We start from the raw sequence: 24,201 nt of genomic DNA, 5'->3' as shown, positions 1-24,201 counted from the left end.
TATTAAGGTATCGCTGGTTCAAACTCTCCTCTAATTGTTTGATATCCATTATTGTTCTCATATTCCTGCTTCCGCTCTAACCCGAATTTTTCTAAAATAGGAAGGTCATTTGTTGAAAATACATAACTATTTTCTAGTGCAATGTGTTCATGCCATGCCCAGTTTGGTACGACAAAGAAATCTCCTTTAGACCAGTCGAAGCGAATGCCATTAATTATCGTATATCCTGATCCTTCATGCACATGATAGATTGATGCATGTGTATGGCGGTGCGCTTTTCCTTTGAATCCCTTCGGCAATTTTTGCATCCAAGCTGCAATCGTTGGACACGCTGTTTCACCATTCGATGGATTTATATATTCAACCGCATAACCATCGTATGCATCTGGCTCAAAACGACTTAATCCGTTAAGCGCCGCTTCCGTCCCTGCCCATTTGTAGCAACTAAGTGGAGCTTTCTTTACATATCGGTCCGATACTGGTCGAACCATTCCGCCTCCATAACGCTGAGCAGTATAATTATCCGGCACATTGGGCTGTTCAATTTTTTCTGGATATGGCTCAAAGAACGTACCGCCAAGATAATAAATGGTTGGAATATCAAGGCAATCCATCCAAATCATCGGTTTGTCACCTGTATGACCATGTCCATGCCACAGTCCATTTGGCGTTGTTAAAAAGTCTCCTCTTTCCATGAAAATACGTTCTCCTTGCACAATTGAGTAAGCCCCTTCTCCTTCCATGACGAAACGTAATGCATTTTGAACGTGCCGATGCGATGGAGCAGTTTCACCTGGTTGTATCAATTGAACCGCTGCATATAACGTTTGTGTAGTCGAGGCCCATCCCCAAGGTTTTCTATAATTAAGTCCTGGATTTTGTAAGTAGATGGCTCGGCGTTCTCCCCCTCGGTCTGGTGTAAATATTTGCGTTGCTTCCGTTAACTTTTTTTGGAGCAGTTCAGATTTCCAAAGGTATGCTTGTGCATGTGGTTCTGGTGTATGCTTCATTAAATCAGGGATCGCGTTCCATAGCGGGCCAAGATGGTATTGTTCTATATCACGATTGAAATCTCGTACAAGGTCACTTTCAAAAAAAGCATTTTTTTCCGCCATTTTATTTGCCTCCTTTATCGTTCATTAAACTTACATAAATTCCGCTCGATTTGTTTATAATGCTTTTCTGTATGTTCTACGATGAGGTGATTCACAATAAAATCAATCGACTTATTGGTAAAACGAGGATTACGACTCGGAGCCTGAATTTGTAACTCTTCGTCTGTTAATGTAGTCAGTACATTTTCTATGGTGAGTGGTATAGTAGAAAGTTGTTCAATGGCTTCTACTACAGTTGTTCCATTTATATTCTCTTCTGAAACCGCTTGTAGGCGTACTTCATCAGTTAAACCACGGCCCCATAAGTTTTCATGATTTACTTTAATATTGCTAATTTCTTTCGCCCAATACGGAATAGCTTCTGCTACATGTGTAATGATCTGCATAATGGACCATTCATCTTCTGAAGGTTTCCAGTAGATGATTTCCTCTGGTAAAGGCTTAACAATCGTTTTTATCTTATTGATTGATTCATAAATAGACTCGGCCGCATGGACTTGTAAGTTTTTCGTCATAGTACTGGCACCTCTAACTTTTGTCTCACTTTATTTTCTAGTACACCTACTCCATCAACTTCAATTCGAACGATATCTCCATCTTTAAGAAATGTTTGCGGATTACGTGCAACTCCTACACCACCTGGCGTACCTGTTAAAATGACGTCCCCTGGCTCTAGTGTCATTAGACCGGATAAAAACGAAACGAGATATTGTACCGAGAATACTAAATTAGCAGTATTAGACTGTTGCCGTTTCTCTCCATTTACCGTTAATACGATTTCCAAACCAGATGGGTTCTTTAATTCATCTGAAGTAATTAACCATGGTCCCATTGGAGCGCTTCCTTCAACGGTCTTTCCTTGAAGCCATTGAATTGTACGGCGCTGAATATCACGATAAGTAATATCATTTACAATTGTGTAACCTGCTACATAATGAAGGGCATCTTCTTCTGAAACATTACGAGCACGATTTCCAATTACAAAAGCAAATTCAGCTTCGTAATCTAATTGTTCTGAAATCGGATAAAATGGAATATCATCTTGTGGACCGACTACTGTATTCGCAAACTTTGCAAAGATAACCGGAAAAGCAGGTAACTCTCGTTTCATTTCCAAAATGTGTTCACGATAATTGTGACCTACACATATAATTTTTCCTGGCGAAGGTACTGGAGCTTCAATTTTCACTTCCCCTTCTTCAAATACCAATTTTTCTTTATGGTTTTTCATACGTGCATAATTGATCGCCTCTTTTGCTACATTCATACTTTCTAATCCACCTTGTAAAAACCCATTCATATCCTTTGGGATATACGCCTCTGCAATTTGAGTAGCCCTAAGGTTTCCCTCACTTGTCAGTTTTGCTTTATAAGCAGCATGCAAATCAATCAATTCCCCATTTTCTAAAGCAGCAATTCGCGTTTCTCCATTATGTGTAAAAGTAACAAGTTTCATAGTAATCTCCCTTTCCTCTAAATAATTGAAAGTTCTATCGTCCCAAATAATCAAGAACGATGATAGCGTATAACTTTCCCGCCCCACTTTTTGTTATAAAAGATAAAAATTTTTTCGCTCTGGACCAATTGGTATATGTCCCAATTCTAATAACTCTACTATTGGCAGAAACACATTTTTTTCTTCAGTTAATTCAGCAGCACATGCAACAGTACTTATGTACATCGCATGCCCAACTAGAAAGTTCACTACTTTTTCCTCACCGAAATGCTTGAACGCTTCTTTATAAACACCGTGAAAAATTGCTTCTGGCACTTTATCTACAACATCTATAAGAAGTTTTTCGTTACCTATACTTATAATTTTTTCTTTCAACTGATCCGGTACTTCTGCTAGCGTCCCCCATAAATGATTATCTTTAAATGAAATTCGTTCAATGGTCTCACTTAATTGGTTTCTTGAAATCCATTTCATTTCATATTCACTAATGTGTAGTGCACGCATAAATTGATCTATTTTTTTCTCAGCCTCTACATTTTGCTTTCCAATGTTGCTATACCAGTTCATCTTCATGAACCGCTCAATCATTCCATTTGTAGAACGGGCGTGAGAACCATACTTTTCTTCGTTTATGAATTGAGACAAAGCCATTTCTTATCGCTCCTTTCACATTACTTATTTAATTTTTTATCATTTTAATATTTTGTCGTCAGTTCAGGAGGTCCAAATTTCGGTCCATATGGGCCTTCGTCAAGCCATCTTCCAAGCCTCGGAACGATAGATACCAGTGAAGCAGCAATGTCACGTTTCATTTTCATTTCAGAAGAACTCCCTTGAAGATGGTGAAGTGCTGTAGTTGATGCATCGCGGTTCCACTGCGCTGCAATTCGGCGTTCTTTTGCAACTGCTTCAATTGCTTCTACTCGCTCTTCTTCAGAATGAGAATGTAGTGCTTTCTCAATTCCTCTTGCAGCAAGAACAGCATCTGGAATACCAGAATTTAATCCACGTGCTCCGAATGGGGCAAATAAGTGTGCTGCTTCTCCAGCTAGAAGAACACGACGTTTTTCGTCAGTAAACGAATTCGCCACTACTTGATGGAAACGATAAGAAGACACCCACGTAATTCTCTCCGCATATTTAGCATCCATGACTTTCGGCAACCATTTCTTTACACTTTCCATATTTGTATAATCATCTGGATTATCTGATTCAAGCAGTTGTAAATCGATACGCCACCCGCCTTTAAACGGAACAAACATTACATTTCTTCCTTCCATAGCTGGATGCTGATAATGGAATATTCTTTCTAAAGGAAGTGGGTCTGTTTCATCTTCTTTTGCATCTACTACGATAAAAGTATCTGCTGTACGTGGGCCTTCAAATGTTAATCCTGCTTCTTCTCTTACGATGGAACGTGCTCCATCACATCCAATTACATACTGCGCCTTTAAGATTTCATCATTTGTTATTGTTAGTTCTACTCCGGAATCTGCAATATGTAACTTCTTGACCGGGGCATCCCAAAGGAATTCAACACCTTCTTTTATACACGCCTCATACATATGTTTTTCGATTTCGTCTTGATGTAGTGCTGTAAAATGAGGCAATCGATTAAACTTAAGGTTTTCATCCTTACCATAATCTCTTACATATACTTCTTTCCCTTTATAAAACGTTCGTTTTACAGGCCAAATAATTCCGTTACGAGCAAGTGTAAAACCGAGGCCTTCTGCAGTTTCCTCTAGTAGTTTTAACGAAGCGGTATGCAAATAAATTGCTCTACTTCCCGGGCGTGGTCTTCCATATGAATCTGCCTCAATTACTAAAGTTGATATCCCCTTCTTTTGTAATGCAAGTCCTGCTACAAGCCCGACTGGTCCCGCCCCAACTACTATGGCATCATATTTTTTTTCATTTCCCATCGCTATCTCTCCCTCATTAACAATTTCTCGTTACGGTATCCTTACTCGTTCTTCTTTAACTTTCTATAGTTTTTATCTCTGGCATCATCTTCTGCCGAATATATTCAGGTATTGGCTGCGCCTTTACCTTTTCTTTAAAAGAAGTCCATGCACGGGTTTCATAACCTTCTGCCACAACCTGTTCCCCTTTTACAAAAACGTGCTGAAGTGTAAAAACTTTATTATGCAATTCGTTCACAGTACTTTTCACAATTACTTGATCCTCAAAACGAAGAGGTGACTTAAATTGACATTTCGCTTCTAGCAACGGCAAACCAATTTGTTGTTCTTCGTAAAGTTTAACTGAAGGAAAACCAATTTTTTTAAAATATTCATGAGTTGCTTCATCCATCCATTTATAAAAATTAGGATAGTACACAATGCCTGCCGCATCTGTATCTCCCCACCTTACTTGAAACGTATACTCTTCCATTATTTCTTCGCCCCTATCTATTAAACTGTCGGACTAATATTTGAAGATACTTGTTCTTTCAGTCTCAATTTTTGAATTTTCCCACTTGCTGTGACAGGAAATTCATCCGTAAAGATTACTTTCTCTGGTAGTTTATAAATTGCCATTTTCTCTTTAAGATAGAGTTTTATTTCTTCTTCTGTACTTTCTTCCCCGTTCTTTAAACGTATGACCGCACAAGCCACTTCCCCTAGCACTTTATCTGGAAGGCCTATAACAGCTGCTTCGATTACTTTTGGATGTTTCATAATGACTGCTTCAATCTCCTGTGGATAAACGTTAAGTCCACCCCTTATAATCATTTCTTTCTTTCGTCCTACGAATCTTAAATAACCTTGAGAATCAAGTGTGCCCAAATCTCCTGAATAATACCAACCGTCATTATCTAGAACCTGATTTGTCTGTTCAGGCATATTATAATAACCTTTCATGACTCCAAATCCCTTAACTGCTATTTCTCCTACTTCTCCGGACGGGAGCGCTACTCTATTTTCATCTACAATTTTCATCGTTACTCCTGGAATTGCCTTTCCGAGAGTTTCTGTTATGTTCTGCTTTGTATCATCATACGAGGTCATCGTAATAGAAACCGTTTCAGTTATCCCAAATGATTGGCAAAGGTTAATGCCCATCCGTTCACGAATCTCCGTCACTGTTTTTGCTGGAATAGGTGCTGCGCCGACTAACCCAGCACGTAATGAAGATAAATTATATTTATCAAAGTCCTCTAACTCTAGTTCCTTTATAAACATAGTTGGTACACCTTTTTGGATTGTTACCTTTTCTTGTTCAATTAATTGTAAAGTTTCGCGTGGTTGGAATTTTTCTTGTAATATGATCCGTCCCCCCATCGCTACTGCGCAAAGCATATTAATTGCCATACCGAAAATATGAAATAGTGGTGCTGAAATAATGAATACATCCTTTTGTGTACAATGTAGCTCTGTTCCTATCGTTCGTGCAGATTGTACAACGGCACGATGTGTAACCATTACACCTTTTGGAGTCCCCGTCGTCCCTGACGTATATAAAATACAAAACAAATCATCGTTCACATTTAAATGAACCGGTTCAATATCCATTTTTTCTGTACGAATTAACTCCTCATATGGACAGTAACCCTCTTGTGAAAACCGTACTGTAATAACCTTTTGTACTTTATTAACGACTTTTTCAAAACCAAAATTCTTTTCAAATTCCCCTGAAGCTATTAATAGCTTTGGATCTGAACTTTCCAATATATACTCAATTTCATATGATTTATATTTTGGGTTAAATGGAACGATTATCGCTCCTAATTTCGCAGCTGCAAAATATATAACTACTGTTTCGGACCAATTTGGTAGAGATACTGCGATACGGTCTGCTTTACCTACTCCTAGTCTCTTAAATGCCGTAGCCAAACAATCTACTTCATATTTCAACTGTTTGTATGTAATACGTCTCGTTAAATCGTATACGGCTTCTTTGTCACCGTAAGATGAACTCACCGTTTCTAATAGTTCATACACCGACAATAAGTTTTTATCCTTTTTCATTTTCCCACTCACTTTCTATCGTCTTACCAACTAGCCCGAATTTTTACTTAAAGAAACGATGTAGGTAAAACCAGGAAGGACTCTTCCTGGTTTGTCTCCCTAGTACAATGCTTCCCAAATCGCTGCGATTCCTTGGCCTCCGCCAATACAAACAGCAGATACTCCATATTTCTTGTTTCTTCTCCTTAATTCATAAATTAAGGATAGAGAAATTCTCGTTCCACTCGCAGCAAGGGGATGTCCTATCGCAATTGCCCCACCATTTACATTCGCTTTATTAAGATCGAATCCTAATTCTTTTTGACAAGCTAAGTACTGCGCAGAAAATGCTTCATTAATTTCAATCAAATCTAAATCTGCCAAAGTTAAATTTACTTTTTCTAATGCACTTTGAATGGCTGGGACTGGACCGATTCCCATATACTTAGGTTCTACTCCTACAACAGCCCAAGAAATGAGCTTAGCAATTGGTTGTAATCCTCTATCTTTTGCAAAGTCGCTCGATGCTAAAACAACTGCCGCTGCACCATCCACCATACCGCTTGCACTACCAGGAGTTACGACACCATTTTCCACAAAACGAGGTTTTAACTTTGCAAGTTTTTCTAGACTCGTATGACGGATATGCTCATCCTCTTCAATCACTTGTTCTCCTTTTCTCCCTTTCACTGTTACTGGAACAATCTCTTCTTTGAAATACCCTTTTTCCCTTGCTAAAAGAGCTCGTTCATGACTCGATAGTGCATGCTGATCTACTTCTTCTCTCGTTACGTTATATTTTGCAGCTAAATTTTCAGCCGTTTCTCCCATCGTACATTTACCATACGTATCATATAGACCATCCCACAACCAATCTTCTATTACCGGACCGCCAAGTGGACTTCCCCATCTCATGCCAGGTATTACATGCGGGACTTGGCTCATGTTCTCCGTTCCTCCGGCAAGTGCAACTTCTGCTTCTCCGCTAAGAATATAACGAGCTGCTGTTAAAATAGATTCAACACCTGTTCCGCAAAGGCGATTGATCGTCAAAGCTGGGACTTGAATAGGTGCTCCGGCTTTTAACCCAACATGTCTCGCTAATAAATGTGCATCTTTGCTAGATTGCTGAACATTACCAAATACAACTTGATCAATATCTTCTGCAGAAATAGCAGCTTTTCGTATTGCTTCCTTAGCAGCAATAGCTCCTAAATCTGTTGCATTTAATCCTCGAAACGATCCAGAAATCGCAGCGAACGGAGTCCTTGCTCCCTCTAATAAAACAATTTCTTTCATATCCTTTTCACCTCATTATTTCCCTAAATAAACTGGTTTTCTTTTTTCAACGAATGCTTGTAATCCTTCTTTACGATCCTCTGTTGCGAAAGCATTCCCAAAGCAGGTGCTTTCGATGATTAAGCCTGTTTCAAGGTCAGCATTACTTCCTACATTTACCGCTGTTTTTAACATTTGAAGTGCTACTGGAGGTTTTTTTGCCAATTTATATGCCCATTCCTTTGCTGCTTCAAATAACTCTTCTGCAGGTACTATTTTGTTGATAATATGTAAATCAAACGCACGCTTCGCATCAAACATGTCTCCGAAATATAGTAATTCTTTCGCTATACCTTGGCCGACAATCTTTTGAAGACGCTGTGTCCCTCCGCCTCCAGGAATAATTCCAAGTCCTACTTCTGGAAAAGCGAATTTTGCTTGATCCGAACAAATGCGTAAGTCACATGCGAGTGCAAGTTCAAAACCACCGCCAAGAGCTAATCCATTTATCGCAGCAATAACTGGTTTTGACATATTTTCAATTTTGCTAAATACCGTTCGTGAAGTTTTATTCATTTTGTTTACACCGACAAGGTCAAGTGCTGCCATTTCATTAATATCAGCACCTGCGACAAATGCTTTCCTTCCGCTTCCTGTAAGAACGATTACTCGTACATCTTCATTTACTTCTAGTTCATTAAATAGACTGGAAAGTTCATGAAACACTTGTGTATTTAGCGGATTTACAGGTGGTCGATTAATCGTAACAATCGCAACTTTATTTTCAATATCACATATTAAAAACTCATAATTCATAACTGTATCCCCCATTCTTTATTCATAATCATAAAAACCTGCGCCTGTTTTTTTACCATGTCTACCTGCTCTAACTAACTGTTTTAAAAGGAGCGGCGGCGCGTATTGATCATTGTTTAATTCTTCTTTGAAGTACTCCATCACGTGATAACCAATGTCTACACCTGCAAAATCTTGTAGTGTAAACGGACCCATCGGATAATTGAGGCCAAGTGTAACTGCCTTGTCAATATCTTCTGCAGATGCAACACCATCTTCAAGCAATTTAATTGCTTCAATAAACTGCGGAATCATAATTCGATTTACAATAAAACCCGGTGAATCTTTCTTTACTTCAACTGGTTCTTTCGAAAGTCTTTTGGATAGCGCTTTCAATTCTTCGACTGTTTCATCACTCGTTTTATAGCCCCGAACAACTTCTACAAGTTTCATAAGTTGTGCAGGATTAAAGAAATGCATACCTGCTACACGATCTGGACGATTCGTCGCTGAAGCAATCTCTGTTATCGACATAGATGAAGTGTTTGTTGCCAATATAACTCCTTCTGGGACGATTCGATCCAGTGCTTCAAACACTTCTCTCTTCAACTCTAATTTTTCTAACACGGCTTCAATAACTACATCCGCATCTTTCATATCTTCTAAATCTGTAGTCATTTGAATACGGTTAAGTGCCTCTTGTTTACCCTCTTCCGTCATTTTTCCTCTCGTAACACTTTTCGTCATAAAACTATTCATACGTTGCATTGCACTATCTAAATAACGCTCTTCAATATCATGTAAAATAACTGTAAATCCGTGTAATGCAGCTAAATTTGCAATGCCAGAACCCATAGATCCTGCACCGACAATACCAATCGTTTGAATTGCCATTTTGCTACCTCCTCAAATAACTTTTAAAATATTCTGTAAATAAATTATATCTATATGTAAAAAGTTTTTGTATGTACATAGTGTAGGGAATACATATATTTCTTTCGTACATTTTGAGGGTATTCATTGGAATTCAAACGGCTTTATACCGTATCAAGCGAAAAATATAGTTATTTTACATATAAAAAGTGCGCGCCTCAAAGTAAATAATTTTTTCTTGAGGTGCGCACTCTATGATGTGAACTTCGAAACTACATGTTATCGTTCTTTTCCATTTGATGAAATAACTTCTTTATACCAATAGAAGCTCTGTTTCTTTATTCTTTTTAAATCTTTTAAATCGTCTTCATCACGATTTATATAAATAAAGCCATATCTTTTTCTGAAACCTTGATGCGTAGAAATTAAATCAATTGCCGCCCAAGGACAGTAACCCATTACATTCACTCCGTCTGCAATTGCCAATTCCATCTGTTCAATATGCTTTTTCAAATAATCGATTCGGTAATGATCTTGCACAATTCCATCTTCATCTACTTTGTCGTAAGCGCCTATCCCATTCTCAGTAACGATAATTGGCAAGTTATATCGATCATTTACTTCTCTTAATGTAGCTCGGAAGCCAATCGGATCAATCTCCCAACCGAAATCAGTTAACTCTAGAAATTCATTATCATCCCCCATGAAGAATCCTTCTTCACCTACTTCAATTTGTTGATCACCAGCTTCGTCAATTACAAAGTTCTCATCATACTCACTAACAGTAATAGAAGAATAATAGTTAAAAGCAATATAGTCTGGTTTAGAACTAGATAAAATCTCCATATCTCCATCTAAAATTTCTGGTTCGATGTTTTTACTTTTCATGAAATTCCAAGCGATATTGTTATATCGTCCATATACAGCCATATCAAGATATAACCAGTTACGAATTGCGTTACAATTTTGCGCTGCAATTATATCATTCGGATTGCATGTTTTCGGATACACATAACTAATATTTGGAGCTGGACCAATTTTTGCATCATGTATCATCTTATGGCATAAGTTTGTCACCTTAGCCTCAGCTAACAACATATGATGATTTTGTTGATATAACTCTTTTTGAGACAATACAGATGTACCAATAGCCCCACCGTGTAAAATCATCATATTCTGCTCATTAATCGTTAACCAATTCTTTACCCTATCTCCATATCGATCAAATAGAATTTCACAATATGTAACAAAAGCATCGATAGTAGCGCGGTTACTCCAGCCACCCTTTTTCTCTAATTCATACGGTAAATCAAAATGATACATCGTTACTAGCGGAACAATATTATGCTTCAGCAATTCATCAATAAGATCACTATAAAACGCAACGCCTTTTTCATTCACTTCTCCAGTTCCATTCGGAAGAATTCGAGTCCAAGCGATAGAAAAACGATATACTTTCAGTCCTAATTCAGAAAATAACTTTATATCTTCTTTAAAATGATGGTAATGATCACTACAAACTTTGAAATCTGACGTACCTTCAGGAATATCCTTCACATCTTGAACAGAAAGGCCTTTTCCATCCTCATTATAAGCACCTTCTACTTGATAGGCGCTTGTGGAAGCGCCCCATAAAAAGTCGTTTTTAAATGTAGTGTTGAGCATATTTTACCTTTCCCTTTCAAAAATAGTATTGTGATAGTTTGTTTCTTTTAATTTTGTTTCACTAAAAATGTTTCATAAACACTTATAAGCTCTTCTGCAATAATTTTAAATCCTTCTGCGCTCATCAATTGATCTTCTGCATGTGCTAACAATAAGCTTACTTCTACTTTTTCACCAGCCGCTTCTTTACTAATTAATCCAGCATGTGCTCTATGACCTTCAATAAACGTTTCACTACCTTCATTCATTAGCTGTCTTGCTTGTTCAAAATTACCCATTTTTGCTTCTTGAATTGCTTCAATATACGAAGATCGTGCGCTACCTACTGCTGAAATAATTTGAAATACTACTAATTCATTTTGTTCCATAATGATTCTCCTAACATTTTTTTATTTTTATAATTCGAAAATACAGTCAATAAGGTTTTGTTCATCCTCACTGATTACTATCCACACCGATCGGGATTCTGCTGGATACATGATTATTGCTCTGTTGCTGCTTGTTGTTCTGCTTCATATGCTTTCTTATCCCCCATTTTAAAGAACGGATAATATAATAGAATTTGAGAGATAATGATTAAAACAGTCATGATAAGTAGTAACCAGCCACCAGAAATATAAGCTGCGAATGGCGCTGGTGTTACCCATGGTAATTCAATAAGTGGGTTAAAGTTAGATAAAATCCCTGTAATTTTAAGGAATACGACACAAATTAACCCGCCAACTATTGAAGATCCTACTAATGGAATAAAATATATTGGATTCAAAACAAGCGGCAAACCGAAGACAATTGGCTCATTTATGTTAAAGATATTTGGAACGATACCAATCCTCCCAAGCGATTTATATTGCTCTGATTTCGCAAATAGCATGTTTATTGCTAAACCTAACGTATTTCCAGTTCCACCAATAGCAACTGCAAAATGCATTAACGTAAATGCTAAGTAAGGAATTTCTGAAAAAGGTGTTCCCGAAGCAAAAGCTGTAATAGCTGCCGTGAATAACGGAGCTGTCGCACTATACCATACATTTATAATTGGTGCTGGGTGTAAACCGAAGAACCAACATATATTCATGAATGTAAAGATAGCTATAACTGACCATACAGACGATCCGATGACTTTTACAGGTAAAGAAATTACCTGACTCACAAAGTTAAAAATATTTTCATATGGAGTAAAGCCAAATATTACTCTAATAAAGAATATAAGCGTGAAAATGATAATTGAAATAAACACAGGGTTAATTGCGTCTGCTACCATAGGTGGTACTGATTCTGGCAATTTCACCCCAATATTTTTTCTCTTTAATGAACAATACAGTTTACTAGTGAAAACACCGACAAACATGGCGACGAATATTCCATCACTACCTAAATATTGATTTAAAATAGCTGGAATTTGTTCTTCTCCTACTTTAATAGACATTGGCATTAAGCATAAGAAACTACCTAGCGCTATAACAGCAGCCGTCATTCCATTCATGCCTTCTTCTTTCGCATAGGAATATGCGATAATGACAACCATATAAACTGCTAACAAACTTAATGTCGCACTAATCATGTCTTGCATATGCGTATACAAACCAATTTGAATTAAAAATTCTTTCCACCCTTTAAATGGTAGATTACCTAAAATAGCAAATAATGTAACTCCGATCGTAACAGGTATTGTCATCATCATCCCTGATGTAATCGCATTTACAACTTTACTATTTCCGAGATAATTTGTTAGTGGTGTGATGATTCGTTCTAGTCCGTTTTTTGTCCCTTCTAACAGTTTCATAATTACCTCCAACATTTTTGAATTTTAATACATCTACTTTTTACCTTTTTCTACATAGCTCATATCATTTACAGATTGAACTTTATATTTCCCGTCTTTATATACAACTTTTGAAACACTGGCATTTCCTAATCCTTCTTCAACCTCATTTAACGATTCAGGAGATATTGCATATAACAGGTCCATTAATGATGTACCGTGTGATACGACAAGAACTTTCCCGCCCCCATCTTCTGCTACTTCTTCTGCAATTTGATCAACTTCTTTTTTCATTCTCTTTGTGACTGTTTCAGTATCCTCAGCCTGTTTACTACTATCGATTTTCGCTGCAGTTTTTTGCATAATATCAACATCAAAATTGTTCATAAACTCTTCCATGGTCATATTATTAGCTTGCGCAAGCTTTTCCCGAAACGTATGATTTAATTCGCCTTCAAACTCACCGAAACAAGCTTCCCGCAAATTTTTACTTTGATTGATATTCATATCTTTATTTCCACTATGATCTAATACAATTTTCGCTGTTTCTATTGCACGTCCACTATCGCTACTATAAGCCTTTTCAAACTTAACTTCTTTCAAACCTTTCCCAAGGTTCTCTGCTACTACAACACCCTCTTTTGTAAGTGGTGCATCTGCCCATCCTTGTACTCTATCAGTCGTATTTAACATCGTTTTTCCATGTCTTACTAAATAAAATTCAACTGGTTTTTCTTCTTTCTTCTCCTTAGCTTGCTCTGCTTTATTTGGCGAACATCCAAATAGAGGAATGGTCAAGGAAGTTATTAGGCAGAACGATAACATTTTTTTATTCATTATGAACTCTCCTTATGAGCTTATAAAAATTTGCATGCATCCTCCACAGAAGTAGAATGATATTTTTACAATAAAGATATTTAAAAATTATTTTGACTGATTAAACAACCAATTTATCATCTCTTTATCCTGCAAAGCTGGTACCCAAGAGAAATGTCCCATTGGTTTAACGATTCCAGTTGGATATTCTGTATATTTGACTAAAGAACCACCTAGTTCTTTTATAGCTTGTACAGCATCTCTGCTATACCTCACATCAACTAGTGGATCATCTTCTGCATGAAAGACCCAAATTGGCATATCTTTAATATCCTTAAATGCTGAAATATCTTGCATCGGTTCATATTTACGAACAAGCTTATTTCCTGGCAAATCTCCTATTCCACAAATCGGAACAGCAGCTGCGAAAAGATTCGGGTTCTTCTTAATCATATTCCAAGTCCCAATTCCACCATTGGACATACCAACAACATATATGCGATTTTTATCAATATCATATTTATCGATAGTTTCTTTGAGTAAATTCAACATATTAGTATAGTTAGGTTCCTCGGTCCAATATGCTGTAAGAGTTCCAGCTGCTTCAGCCTGTGGAGCTAACACATATGCAGGATTTTTCTTTTGCTGTTCTGGATTTGCCCACGCTACAGCGCCTTCATTTCCTACAACTTGCATATAGTTGTCATTTCCTCGTTCACCTGATCCATGTAAAAATAAGACTAATGGATATTTTTTGTTAGGCTCCTTTTTAGGCTCAAAGAGTCTGTATTGCATTTTACTTCCAGAAGCATCTTGAAATACTCCTTGTTTAAAATCATCTACAACAGGGGTAACTACATTTGAAATTTTATTTTTCTGTTCGGATACTTTAAAATTTGTACCTTTTTTTGTTTTAATTTCTTTCGTAAGAGTTAACTTATAATCTAAATTGTCCCTTGTACTTAAAAATTTTTCTTCATTAAATGTTGAGGTAGATGCATATTTATCAGCTTCATCTAATTCGATCACAACGTATTGTCCGTCTTTTGAAGTCTCTGATACCTCAGCCTTATTATTTGTATACACTTTAGTTATTTTTCTATTTTGAGGTTTCCCATTCACATCCACCTCAACTTTAAAACTATCTTTTGTTAATTTTGAGCTATCTACTGCGTCTCCAAAATCACAAACGATAGTGGCTCCTACTTCGCCATATGGAAGAACATTCGTTACTAGTGTTATATCTGAGTCTTTTAAAGTCTTATCTTTACTTTCTGATGAACATCCTGACAGTACTAAACTACCTGCCAGGCTCCCTACTACCATACATAAAATCGGGAATTTTCTTATCTTTTTCAGATGATGACCTCCTCAGAATATGTACTTTTCATAACTTACATAAATCATGTAAGGCTCATAAATCGTTCCTCATGTATAAACTATTAATCACCTAAAATCTCTTTCACTCGTTCCATTACTTTCTTCCCATCTAACATGCCATAAGCTGCCATATCAATTACTTCAATATTCTTTTCTGGTAATTGGCTTTTCACTGTATTTAAGGCATATCGAACTTGCGGTCCTAATAAGATTACATCAGCTGTCGGTCCAACATTTTTTGCTTCTGTTAATGCATAAGCATTAATTTCACAGTTATATCCTGTTGATTCTGCATATCCTCTCATTTTATTCATCAACATACTTGTAGACATACCCGCATTACATAAAAGCACGATATTTCTCATATTAAAAACCTCCAATAATTAATTTAAGCGATTTATGCTTCATTATTTGTAATCGCTTACTTCATGAGTTCAATATAAACTATGGTCTAAGACTAGGGTCAATAGCTTATTTTATATAAACATCGAATAAAACTTTTTATTTCAAAAAAAATGCATGTAACTGTAGACATTGTCTAACAATTACATGCATTTTTTCACTTTGTACTGTTTGATTTAATAATAGGAATCATAATAATATAGTGTTCAACTGTATTTTCTTGATTCTTTGTTTCACAAACGTATCGACATAAAATATCTCCGTTAAGAGAGTATCCCTGTTCCTGTATAATATGTAGTGGTTCATCTAATATTAACGAAGATAATGGTTCATTTACCTCTTTTTCATATAAGTAATGCAAGCACTCTCCCATTTCTATTTGAAAAACTGAATCATCTATAGGTAATTGGCACTCTTTCATCTTTAATTCAGATATAGCCATTACCCAGTAACTATTATCTATATTTTTCACTTTATATTCTTCAAGTGGAATACACAAAGCTGTTGAAACAGTTGGCAAGAAATTTAACCATTCTTTTAATAGAGGATTTACACATAGCGCTCCATCATTTATATGAACATGTTTGAGAAAATAATAAGTGCCGGCTGGTTTTATCACCCATTGCTTATCTTCTTGCTTGTATTCTTTTAATAAGTTAATAAATTCATTTATTTGTTTTGTTTCTAATTCTAATTGTTTTATCGCTTCATTTTTTTCAGCTATTTTATCATTACATTTTTTCATTATGTCATCATATTCTAAACCGTTAAAAATCGATCCAATTTCCTTAACATGAAACCCCATTTGTCGAAAACTTCTAATTGCTAAAAATACCCCAAAATCCTCATATGTATAAAATCTAAAACCGTTATCTTTATCTTTTTGTGGTTTTAGGAATCCTTTCTTTTCATAAAATCGTAAAGCATCTATTGAAACTCCAAATTCCTTTCCTACTTCTCCTATTTTGTATTTCTTCATACCTATCACCTTCAAATCTATAATTCCTACAAATACCTTTATAGTGTAACAAGTTTTGAAAAACAATTATATACAAAATAAAAAGAGATTTCGTATGAATACAAAACCTCTTTTTATCAAGTTCAAACTAAAATATTGACTTCAATTCCCCTACTACTTCACCATGCATATCATAAAGCTTTAACGCCATCATTAAATTAAATCTCACTTCAGCATCATTTAAATCAACTGAAATGAGTGATTCAATCTTTTCGAGCCTGTACAATAAAGAACTTCGATGAATAAAGAGTTCTTCTGCAGCGCTTTTTACATTTCCATTGTTTTGTAAGAATACATGTAATGTATGATATAAATCAATATTCTTTCCTTCTGAATATGCAATTAGCGGACCAATTTGTTTTTTTACAAAAAGCTCTACGGCTGTTGAATGATTTAAATGATGTAAAATAGCGTACGATCCTAAATCTTCAAATAGTGCATACCCCTTTTTTCTGAAGCGGCTATCTAATATATTTAGAGCCTGGACGGCTTGCTGGTAGCTAATATAGTAGTCTTCTAATTGTTTTGTCACGCCACCAATCCCTAATAAAACTTGGCAACCAATAGGTGATGCCTGTATCCATTTTTGAATGCTATGAAACATTGATTCCCAAAATGTATCGGCTCTCTTCTTCTGATCTTCAATAGGAACAATTAAAAGTTGCTCATCATTATGAGATACTGCTAAAATACCTGTCCCTAGTTCCGGAAGACGGGTCTTAATTAAGTCCCATATAAGTGACTTTTTCGCTTGTTGTTCAAGTAAGTTTCCCTTTTTTAATTCTTTTTCATCGAGTGAAATGGATAATACGGCTACTCGATGTTTTTTGAAAAGATTCCATTGATACAAGTTAGCATATTGCAAAATGTTATCTCGATCTTCAATTTTTTCAGTGAGTAATTTACTAATAAAACTGTCTTTCATTTGTTCTTTCGTATCAAGAACGAGCTTTTGTTTAATAAACTGGATAGAACATATATTTCGTGCTAAATCTACTGTTAGTTGATCAAATTCATCCATCCCTCCATTCGTTCTTCGTACTGCTAAATATCCTAAGAAATTACCGCCCCCATTTATAATCCAAAATGAAAAACAATAATCTATATGATTTGGATCAGTAATATGGAACGTATCATTCATTCTTTGATTTTTACGTTCTTCCCTTGCTAAATCAGCTAAATGTTCCGCTAAGTAACTATCCTTTTCATCATGAAATGCTATAGGTTGCATAAATCTATCGAAAATAAACACCGTATCTTGAAAGAGACTACTAAGCATGGTTGTAATACCTTCAAAGTTATTATCATCGACCGTTTCTTTTAATAAAGCTTGCTGATAATCTAATAGAAAATGAAGTCGTTGTTTATGCTCTTTCTCACCATTATATAATCTTGCATTATCTAGTATCGTGGCCAAATGATTCGCTATCATTTCAAGTGATTTTGCATCTGCTTCTGTAAAAACTCCTTCGTATTCCTTTTCAACATGTAATACGCCAATTGGTTTCATATCAATAATGATTGGGGCAGTAAATTGTTTACCACCAACCGTTTCAAAAAATGGAAAGTGCTCTTTTAGTACATATTTATCTTCAACCATAATTTTGGATGGGTATTTCATTTCTCCGTATGATGGTGGCTGAAAAACAAAACAGTTTTCCTCTTCGTTATACAGGTAAACACATGAAAAATGAGCATTTGTTTCCATTCCAGCTTTAGAGGTTACCTCATATATATGCTTTTCTAACGGAACATCTAGCGATAAGTTTTTACTAATCCATCCAAAACCTTCAATCTTTTTCAACTGCGATTCTTTTTGTCTAGCTACAGCTATTGCCACGGCTATATCTTTTCCAAATTCTTCGAATGAGATTTCCATATCTAAAAGTGGAACATAACTTGAAAATGCAACAATACAAAAACCAAAATGCTGTATGTCATCTTTTAACGGGACAGTAAACCAAGTCTCTACACCAGCACTTTTTAACGTTTTCGTGAGTAGACACACATCTGGTGAATCTGCCATTTGATCCGTTATACTTTGATATTGGAGTCTTGATGAACATTCATCAGAGTGAAGAGGAAAAGCTGAAGCTAAAGAAGTTAAATTTCCACTCCAAGCCTTTGGTAAAAATTGTCCTCCTTCATTAAAAATGACAGCTACGAAATTACAATGTAATTCCGAGCAAAAGGAATGAGTTAAATATTGAAGTGCTTCTTCTTCCGTATCAATTTTAATAAGCTGACGTGATGTATTTCTTAAATGATATTCTATTCTTTTCATTAACCTCTCTCTCTTATTAACAGACACGAACCATCCCCTCATTTCACCTTTTCTATCTATTGTATAAGAAGCGTTACATAAAATAAAACTAAATATTTAAATTATTAAGCAAGCAATTTGAAATCCCGAAGAAATATATCCCCGGGATTAATTGTTTATTATTTTGCTGTAGTTACGTTACTATCTCCGCTTACCATCTCTTTTTTCTCTTTATAATAAATTCCATGTTCCTCTTTCACAAACAGCATTGCTATACCACCAATTACAGCAGCGCTCGCAATAGCCGCAAAGTTATATTGAGGTAGGAAATGCATAGAAAGTAATACACCTACAAAAGTCGGAGCGACCACACCTCCAAGACGCCCAAACGCCATTGTACTTCCTACCGCTGTTGAACGCATATTACTAGGATAGTATTGAGAAACAAATGCATTTGACATATTTTGTAGTCCAACTGAAGAAGCACCAATTATAGCAATTAACAAAAATCCAACAAACATACTATTTGCAAATCCGATGAGTGATAACGCAATTGCTCCACAGAAAAATAATGGAACAAGTACCTTTTTAAATCCAACTTTATCCACGATTGGACCGAAGATGAGCGTTCCAACGATAGCACCAATCTGCATGACAGCTGTAAATGAAAGACTTGATTTCAAATCGTATCCTGACTGCATCATAAGTCGCGGCAGCCATGTATTCATAGAGTAAATGAGCACGAAAGCACTAAAACATGAAATCCAAAACATAATCGTACTTATAGCGCGTTTTTCCTCAAATAACTTAACAACTGGAGAACCAGCTTCTTTCGTTGGTGGTTTTGTAAATTCAATTGTCGCATATTCACCTAATTTCGGATTTACTTTCGCTATCACTTTTTTAGCTTCTTCTATTTTTCCTTTCCCTAAAAGAAAACTAACAGACTCTGGAATACTTTTTATTAAAAATGGAAGAAACAATAACGGAAGTCCCGCTAACCAAAAGACTGGTTTCCATCCTGCTGTCATGAGAAGTGATCGACTTGTAAGTGCTGCTACCATTGCCCCAACTGAATATCCACAAAAAATAAAAGATACAATAGCAGTTCGAACTCGTTTCGGAGAAAATTCAGTTGCTATTGCAATTACATTCGGCATCACTCCACCAAGCCCAATACCAGCGATGACACGAAAGATTGTAAATGTAACAGGATCATTCGCAAAACCAGATAGAAATGTAAATAAGCTAAATAAGATTGTAGTTAACAGTATAATATTTTTACGACCAATTTTATCAGCTACTAGACCGAAGAAAATAGCACCAATTGCCGTTCCTATAACTGTATAACTACCAATTGCCCCTGCTGTAACATCTGATATCCCCCACTCTTTAATGAGCGACGGTACAGCTGCTCCATAAATAACAACATCATATCCATCAAATGCAATTACGATAAATAGCCAAAATATTAACCAAAGGTGCATGGAATGAATACGACTCTCATCTATTACATTCATTGGGTTAATCGATTTCATCTTAATAACCTCCTTATATGGGGATTTTCCTTTTCTCAGCCTCCAGAATGGTAAACGCTTTCAACTATCCCTTTCTACTTTTCTAAAAACCTTTCTGAATTTTCCGTATTTAAATTGTAATCATTACTTTTAAAAATTGTTATCCGCTATTTATAGGAAAACGAAAAGTAATATTCCTATAAATAGCGGGCTTTGCTTCATAGGATTTGAATTTCCGTCTAGCGAACTTTTGTAATAAAAGTAGCAAAATCAAATAATAAGAATTGGGGTTGATACATTGAAAAAGTTTATTTCTATCTTCATTAGTCTCACTATGCTATTTATGTTAGTAGGATTTGAACAGGCGAAAAAAGACGCTACAAAACTAGCAGACACCATTTTTATTAACGGAAATGTCTATACAGTAGAAGCAAAGCAACCTTGGGCAGAAGCAGTTGCGATTAAAAACGGGGAGATTATTTATGTGGGTAATACGAAAGGTGCCAAAAAATACAAAAATAAGAATACAAAGATTATTGATTTAAAGGGAAAAATGTTACTTCCAGCATTTGTTGATAGCCACCTTCATGCTTCCGAAACTGTAAACTCTCTTTATTCTGTTGATTTAGTAAACGCTAGAACCGTTGATGAATATGTTCAGGCAGTTGAACAGTATAGGAAAGAACATAGTGATCTAAAAGTTATTCATGGAGCTGGTTGGAGCAACACCCTCTTCTCATCATCTGGTCCGACAAAAGATTTATTAGATACTGTTGTAAAAGATATTCCTGTCGCTTTAATTTCCGAGGATTATCATTCCGTATGGGCAAACTCGAAAGCACTTGAGATTGCTGGAATTACAAAAGATACTCCAAATCCTAACGGCGGCGTAATTGAACGAAATGAAAACGGTGAACCGTCCGGTACGCTTCGTGATACCGCAACAAATCTTGTTTTAGACAAACTGCCAAAGTACAGTGTGGAACAATTTAAAGAAGGTTTAAAAACTTTCCAACAGCTCGCAGCGAGCAATGGATATACACAAGTAAATGATGTCGTTGTTCCGGAGCAAGATACTGTCATTAAAGCACTAACAATGCTCGAGAAAGAACAAGCATTGTCTATTAGACATAACCTCGCATTAACGATTCAACCAAGTGAAGGTCAGGAACGTATTCCTTATGTAAAAGAACAGCGTACAAAATTACAAGGCCCACTTGTAAAAATGAATACGGTCAAATTATTTATGGATGGTGTACTTGAAGGCGGAACTGCCTACTTACATGAACCTTATAACAATAAACCAGACTATTACGGCGTTCCTGTTTGGGAAAAACCAGCATTTAAACAAATGGTTCAAACATTAGACAAAGAGAAGTTCCAAGTTCATATTCACTCTATCGGTGATGCTGCCACTACAGAAACATTAAATACGTTAGCTATCGCTCAAGAACAAAACGGAAAACGGGATAGTCGCCATAAGATTACACATCTACAATTAGTAAAAGAAAATGATATAGCACGTTTTAAAGATTTAGGTGTCATTGGTGTTCCGCAACCAACGTGGTTTCTTAAAGACGGAGAATACTTTGCACAAGCTGTCGAATTATTAGGAGAAGAACGTGCAAATGAACAATACCCTATGCGAAGTTTCATAAATAAAGGTGTTGTTATGGCTTCTTCTAGTGATTATCCCATTACACAAGGACCATACTTCTCCCCTCTAGCTGGCATTCAAATGGGGATTACTCGTACAAGTTTACAAGATATAAATTCACAAAACGCTTTAAACCCAAAAGAAAAAGTAAGTTTAGCAGAAATGATTAAAAGTTATACTATAAATGGAGCCTACGCCAATTTTTTAGAGAAAGAAACTGGATCTATTAAAGTCGGCAAAAAGGCAGACCTCGTTGTATTAGACAAAAACTTATTTAAAATTCCAAAACATGATATTCATAAAACGAAAATTTTACTGACTCTATTAGAAGGAAAAGAAACATTTCGTCATACAGAGTTTCGTTAATTTCAACATAAACAAGAGGTGCATGCAGCACCTCTTGTTTATGTTGGAACAATTATAATTCAATTTTACTTGTGCCTATTGTCTCTTTCAGTTTTCTCATTATTTTTGCTATCGCTTCAATTGAATTTTCTGTTTCATATTCTCCAACATTTACAGAATGATTTGCATTTTTGACAACGTCGATTGTTAAATTCGTTTTATATAACTGATCAATTTGATTTGCATTGTATTGGTGATCTTTATCCCCAATAATTAAAAGCCCTTCGTGACTACTATGTAAAATAGAATCAAAAATAGATTCAAAAGTTAGTAAAGGTGTAAGCACTATCATTTTTGACTGCGTGAATTCTTCTCTCTTCATTAAATCATTCGCAATTGGAATTGTTCCGAGTGATTTCCCTAAAAACATCGATTTGCTGTATTGTTCATTTTTTAACACTTCATTTATTACGGGATTAATATCATCCATCATTACTTTCGTTACTTCTTCTATTGGTTTATTCATTACTTGTTCGTCGTAAGAATAATGAATATGCACAACATCTATTTTCTTTTCTAGCATTAACATCGTTGCATAATAAAATAACGGCTTATCGTAATTATATCCTGAACCTGAGAACATAAAGCAAACCGTACTAGAACCTTTTTCGATATGTGTGTAACGAATTACTTTGTCATTTATATGTATCTCTTTTTTAGTTCCCTTCATCGTTTCTCCCTCCGAATACATTTACTTTTGTAGTACGATATGTTCTGTGTGAACTGATACATCCTTTACTTTCTCTTTTATAAATGCAGGCTGTAAGTTATATGTATGCAGTTCTTCTACTGGCACCCATCTAAACAAATACGTTCTACCCTCTTCTTCCAAAATATATTGATCCGCTCCATTTGCAGGTAATTCATGTAGCTCTACTTCATAATAAAAACTAATCTCATGAAACTTTCGCTCAGAAAGTGTAAAGAAATTTTCTACTGACCATATTAACCTTTTCCTTTTAATAGGAACACCTATCTCTTCCGCAAGCTCTCGTTTTAATGCATCTTCACTATTCTCTAGCATTTTCACTCTTCCGCCGGGTACATACCAAAAATCTTCACTGTCACCTTGCAGAATAAGTATTTTATTATCCTGTTTACAAATTGCTCCAACTCGGTAGTTAAAACATGTTTTCTCAACTTTGAACGTAAGATCCACACCCATTCCCCCCTTACATATTTTTTAGATATCGAACCATTACAAAACTAATATGTATGTACTGTACAAATAAGATTACTAAATTTCTCTAGTTCGTTTAATAATTTTCGAACTTTCCAAAAACGATACACATCATTTGTCATCACAAGTATAAATACATATGTCACAATTACTGTGCACACTTTGGAAGCATTATGGGGGACAAATGCATCTCTATCCATACACAAAACTGAAAAATCAAATAATTATCAAGAAATCATTGTAAAAGATAAAGTGAAACATCAATAAGTGGAGTTTTTATCTTTTTCCTGTTGTTTTTAAATATAGTTAAGACATTATTAAAAAGACGCAAGTTCAACTTATGTGCTAATTAATTCTTTTTCTAGAAAAAGCGTCTTTTATTGCACTTGTTACTACATTTAGGAATAATAAAATAGCCATAACTGCCGTTAGTACATTAAATTGCTTTGTTTTATAAGGAGCGAACCATTCCGTAAAGAACTCTGAATTAACGAGACGATCCCCAACTCCTCCTTCCTTGAAGTTCGGTATCCACGAATTCATGTCAAGGATGATAAAAATTAGTTGCATAACGAAAAATGCTCCAATAGTTTTCAGCCAATTTCGTATTTGACTAGGACGCTCTTTTTTTGATGTCATTTAAACCATCCTCCTTTTAGAACTTGC

23 protein-coding genes are annotated in these 24,201 nt (G+C 35.7%); 1 reads left to right on the top strand and 22 read right to left on the bottom strand.

Features of this window, described 5'->3' with window-relative positions; all coding sequences use genetic code 11:
* Positions 1–2: 2 nt before the first annotated feature.
* From AC0L0O_RS09385 to AC0L0O_RS09295, 19 genes are all read right to left on the bottom strand, one after another.
* Positions 3–1,115 (bottom strand): cupin domain-containing protein, encoded by a 1,113-nt coding sequence (locus AC0L0O_RS09385; RefSeq protein WP_001982521.1) that lies wholly within the window; start codon positions 1,113–1,115, stop codon positions 3–5.
* 14 nt (positions 1,116–1,129) lie between these two features.
* The gene (locus tag AC0L0O_RS09380) at positions 1,130–1,630 is read right to left on the bottom strand and encodes a DinB family protein (RefSeq protein WP_000164871.1); all 501 of its coding nucleotides are present in this window, start codon (positions 1,628–1,630) and stop codon (positions 1,130–1,132) included.
* On the bottom strand, positions 1,627–2,571 hold the full coding sequence (locus tag AC0L0O_RS09375) for a fumarylacetoacetate hydrolase family protein (protein WP_000780331.1): 945 nt from the start codon (positions 2,569–2,571) through the stop codon (positions 1,627–1,629). Before AC0L0O_RS09375 ends, AC0L0O_RS09380 begins: the two co-directional genes overlap by 4 nt.
* A 93-nt stretch (positions 2,572–2,664) precedes the next feature.
* Complete coding sequence (locus AC0L0O_RS09370) at positions 2,665–3,222, bottom strand: hypothetical protein (RefSeq protein WP_001982163.1); 558 nt, start codon at positions 3,220–3,222, stop codon at positions 2,665–2,667.
* Between the two features lie 44 nt (positions 3,223–3,266).
* Positions 3,267–4,496: an FAD-dependent oxidoreductase gene (locus AC0L0O_RS09365; protein WP_000526099.1), complete on the bottom strand. Its 1,230-nt coding sequence runs from the start codon at positions 4,494–4,496 to the stop codon at positions 3,267–3,269.
* A 55-nt stretch (positions 4,497–4,551) separates the two neighbouring features.
* Positions 4,552–4,968: an acyl-CoA thioesterase gene (locus AC0L0O_RS09360; RefSeq protein WP_000393465.1), complete on the bottom strand. Its 417-nt coding sequence runs from the start codon at positions 4,966–4,968 to the stop codon at positions 4,552–4,554.
* A gap of 20 nt (positions 4,969–4,988) precedes the next feature.
* Positions 4,989–6,545 carry a class I adenylate-forming enzyme family protein gene (locus tag AC0L0O_RS09355; RefSeq protein WP_000710829.1) on the bottom strand — a complete coding sequence of 519 codons (1,557 nt, stop codon included), beginning with the start codon at positions 6,543–6,545 and terminating at the stop codon, positions 4,989–4,991.
* A gap of 99 nt (positions 6,546–6,644) precedes the next feature.
* On the bottom strand, positions 6,645–7,823 hold the full coding sequence (locus tag AC0L0O_RS09350) for an acetyl-CoA C-acetyltransferase (RefSeq protein WP_000659358.1): 1,179 nt from the start codon (positions 7,821–7,823) through the stop codon (positions 6,645–6,647).
* A 15-nt stretch (positions 7,824–7,838) separates the two neighbouring features.
* On the bottom strand, positions 7,839–8,618 hold the full coding sequence (locus tag AC0L0O_RS09345) for an enoyl-CoA hydratase/isomerase family protein (RefSeq protein WP_001105338.1): 780 nt from the start codon (positions 8,616–8,618) through the stop codon (positions 7,839–7,841).
* Between the two features lie 18 nt (positions 8,619–8,636).
* On the bottom strand, positions 8,637–9,491 hold the full coding sequence (locus AC0L0O_RS09340; RefSeq protein WP_001007577.1) for a 3-hydroxyacyl-CoA dehydrogenase family protein: 855 nt from the start codon (positions 9,489–9,491) through the stop codon (positions 8,637–8,639).
* A 258-nt stretch (positions 9,492–9,749) separates the two neighbouring features.
* A complete protein-coding gene (locus AC0L0O_RS09335; protein WP_000935470.1) occupies positions 9,750–11,135 on the bottom strand; it encodes a glycoside hydrolase family 1 protein in 1,386 nt (461 codons plus the stop codon).
* A 47-nt stretch (positions 11,136–11,182) separates the two neighbouring features.
* Positions 11,183–11,503 carry a PTS sugar transporter subunit IIA gene (locus tag AC0L0O_RS09330; protein WP_000437092.1) on the bottom strand — a complete coding sequence of 107 codons (321 nt, stop codon included), beginning with the start codon at positions 11,501–11,503 and terminating at the stop codon, positions 11,183–11,185.
* A gap of 113 nt (positions 11,504–11,616) precedes the next feature.
* On the bottom strand, positions 11,617–12,918 hold the full coding sequence (locus AC0L0O_RS09325; RefSeq protein WP_000770442.1) for a PTS sugar transporter subunit IIC: 1,302 nt from the start codon (positions 12,916–12,918) through the stop codon (positions 11,617–11,619).
* A gap of 33 nt (positions 12,919–12,951) precedes the next feature.
* Positions 12,952–13,734, bottom strand: a complete 783-nt coding sequence (locus AC0L0O_RS09320) for a histidine phosphatase family protein (RefSeq protein WP_001035786.1) — start codon at positions 13,732–13,734, stop codon at positions 12,952–12,954.
* Between the two features lie 87 nt (positions 13,735–13,821).
* Positions 13,822–15,039 (bottom strand): prolyl oligopeptidase family serine peptidase, encoded by a 1,218-nt coding sequence (locus AC0L0O_RS09315; RefSeq protein WP_000260244.1) that lies wholly within the window; start codon positions 15,037–15,039, stop codon positions 13,822–13,824.
* A 116-nt stretch (positions 15,040–15,155) separates the two neighbouring features.
* Positions 15,156–15,458: a PTS sugar transporter subunit IIB gene (locus AC0L0O_RS09310; RefSeq protein WP_001244595.1), complete on the bottom strand. Its 303-nt coding sequence runs from the start codon at positions 15,456–15,458 to the stop codon at positions 15,156–15,158.
* A gap of 194 nt (positions 15,459–15,652) precedes the next feature.
* Complete coding sequence (locus AC0L0O_RS09305) at positions 15,653–16,474, bottom strand: MerR family transcriptional regulator (protein WP_000760111.1); 822 nt, start codon at positions 16,472–16,474, stop codon at positions 15,653–15,655.
* Between the two features lie 127 nt (positions 16,475–16,601).
* Positions 16,602–18,824 carry a helix-turn-helix domain-containing protein gene (locus AC0L0O_RS09300; RefSeq protein ID WP_001982213.1) on the bottom strand — a complete coding sequence of 741 codons (2,223 nt, stop codon included), beginning with the start codon at positions 18,822–18,824 and terminating at the stop codon, positions 16,602–16,604.
* A 131-nt stretch (positions 18,825–18,955) separates the two neighbouring features.
* On the bottom strand, positions 18,956–20,314 hold the full coding sequence (locus AC0L0O_RS09295) for an MFS transporter (RefSeq protein WP_098638877.1): 1,359 nt from the start codon (positions 20,312–20,314) through the stop codon (positions 18,956–18,958).
* A 313-nt stretch (positions 20,315–20,627) separates the two neighbouring features.
* Here AC0L0O_RS09295 and AC0L0O_RS09290 point away from each other — a divergent pair, with 313 nt between their 5' ends.
* Entirely contained in the window at positions 20,628–22,316 is a 1,689-nt protein-coding gene (locus tag AC0L0O_RS09290) for an amidohydrolase (protein ID WP_001982417.1), read from the top strand.
* A 52-nt stretch (positions 22,317–22,368) separates the two neighbouring features.
* Here the strand turns inward: AC0L0O_RS09290 and AC0L0O_RS09285 are convergent, their stop codons facing one another.
* The 3 genes from AC0L0O_RS09285 to AC0L0O_RS09275 form a co-directional block, all read right to left on the bottom strand.
* Positions 22,369–23,025, bottom strand: coding sequence for a hypothetical protein (locus AC0L0O_RS09285; RefSeq protein ID WP_000679136.1), 657 nt, complete (start codon positions 23,023–23,025; stop codon positions 22,369–22,371).
* Positions 23,026–23,046: 21 nt separating this feature from the next.
* Positions 23,047–23,514 carry an NUDIX hydrolase gene (locus AC0L0O_RS09280; RefSeq protein WP_000366272.1) on the bottom strand — a complete coding sequence of 156 codons (468 nt, stop codon included), beginning with the start codon at positions 23,512–23,514 and terminating at the stop codon, positions 23,047–23,049.
* A 366-nt stretch (positions 23,515–23,880) separates the two neighbouring features.
* Positions 23,881–24,174 carry a YfzA family protein gene (locus tag AC0L0O_RS09275; RefSeq protein ID WP_000202081.1) on the bottom strand — a complete coding sequence of 98 codons (294 nt, stop codon included), beginning with the start codon at positions 24,172–24,174 and terminating at the stop codon, positions 23,881–23,883.
* Between the last annotated feature and the right edge of the window lie 27 nt (positions 24,175–24,201).

The organism is Bacillus sp. GS3m_15504, from assembly GCF_055825275.1.
The sequence above is the reverse complement of the archived record's forward strand: the minus strand, read 5'-3'. Positions and strand labels throughout refer to the sequence as shown.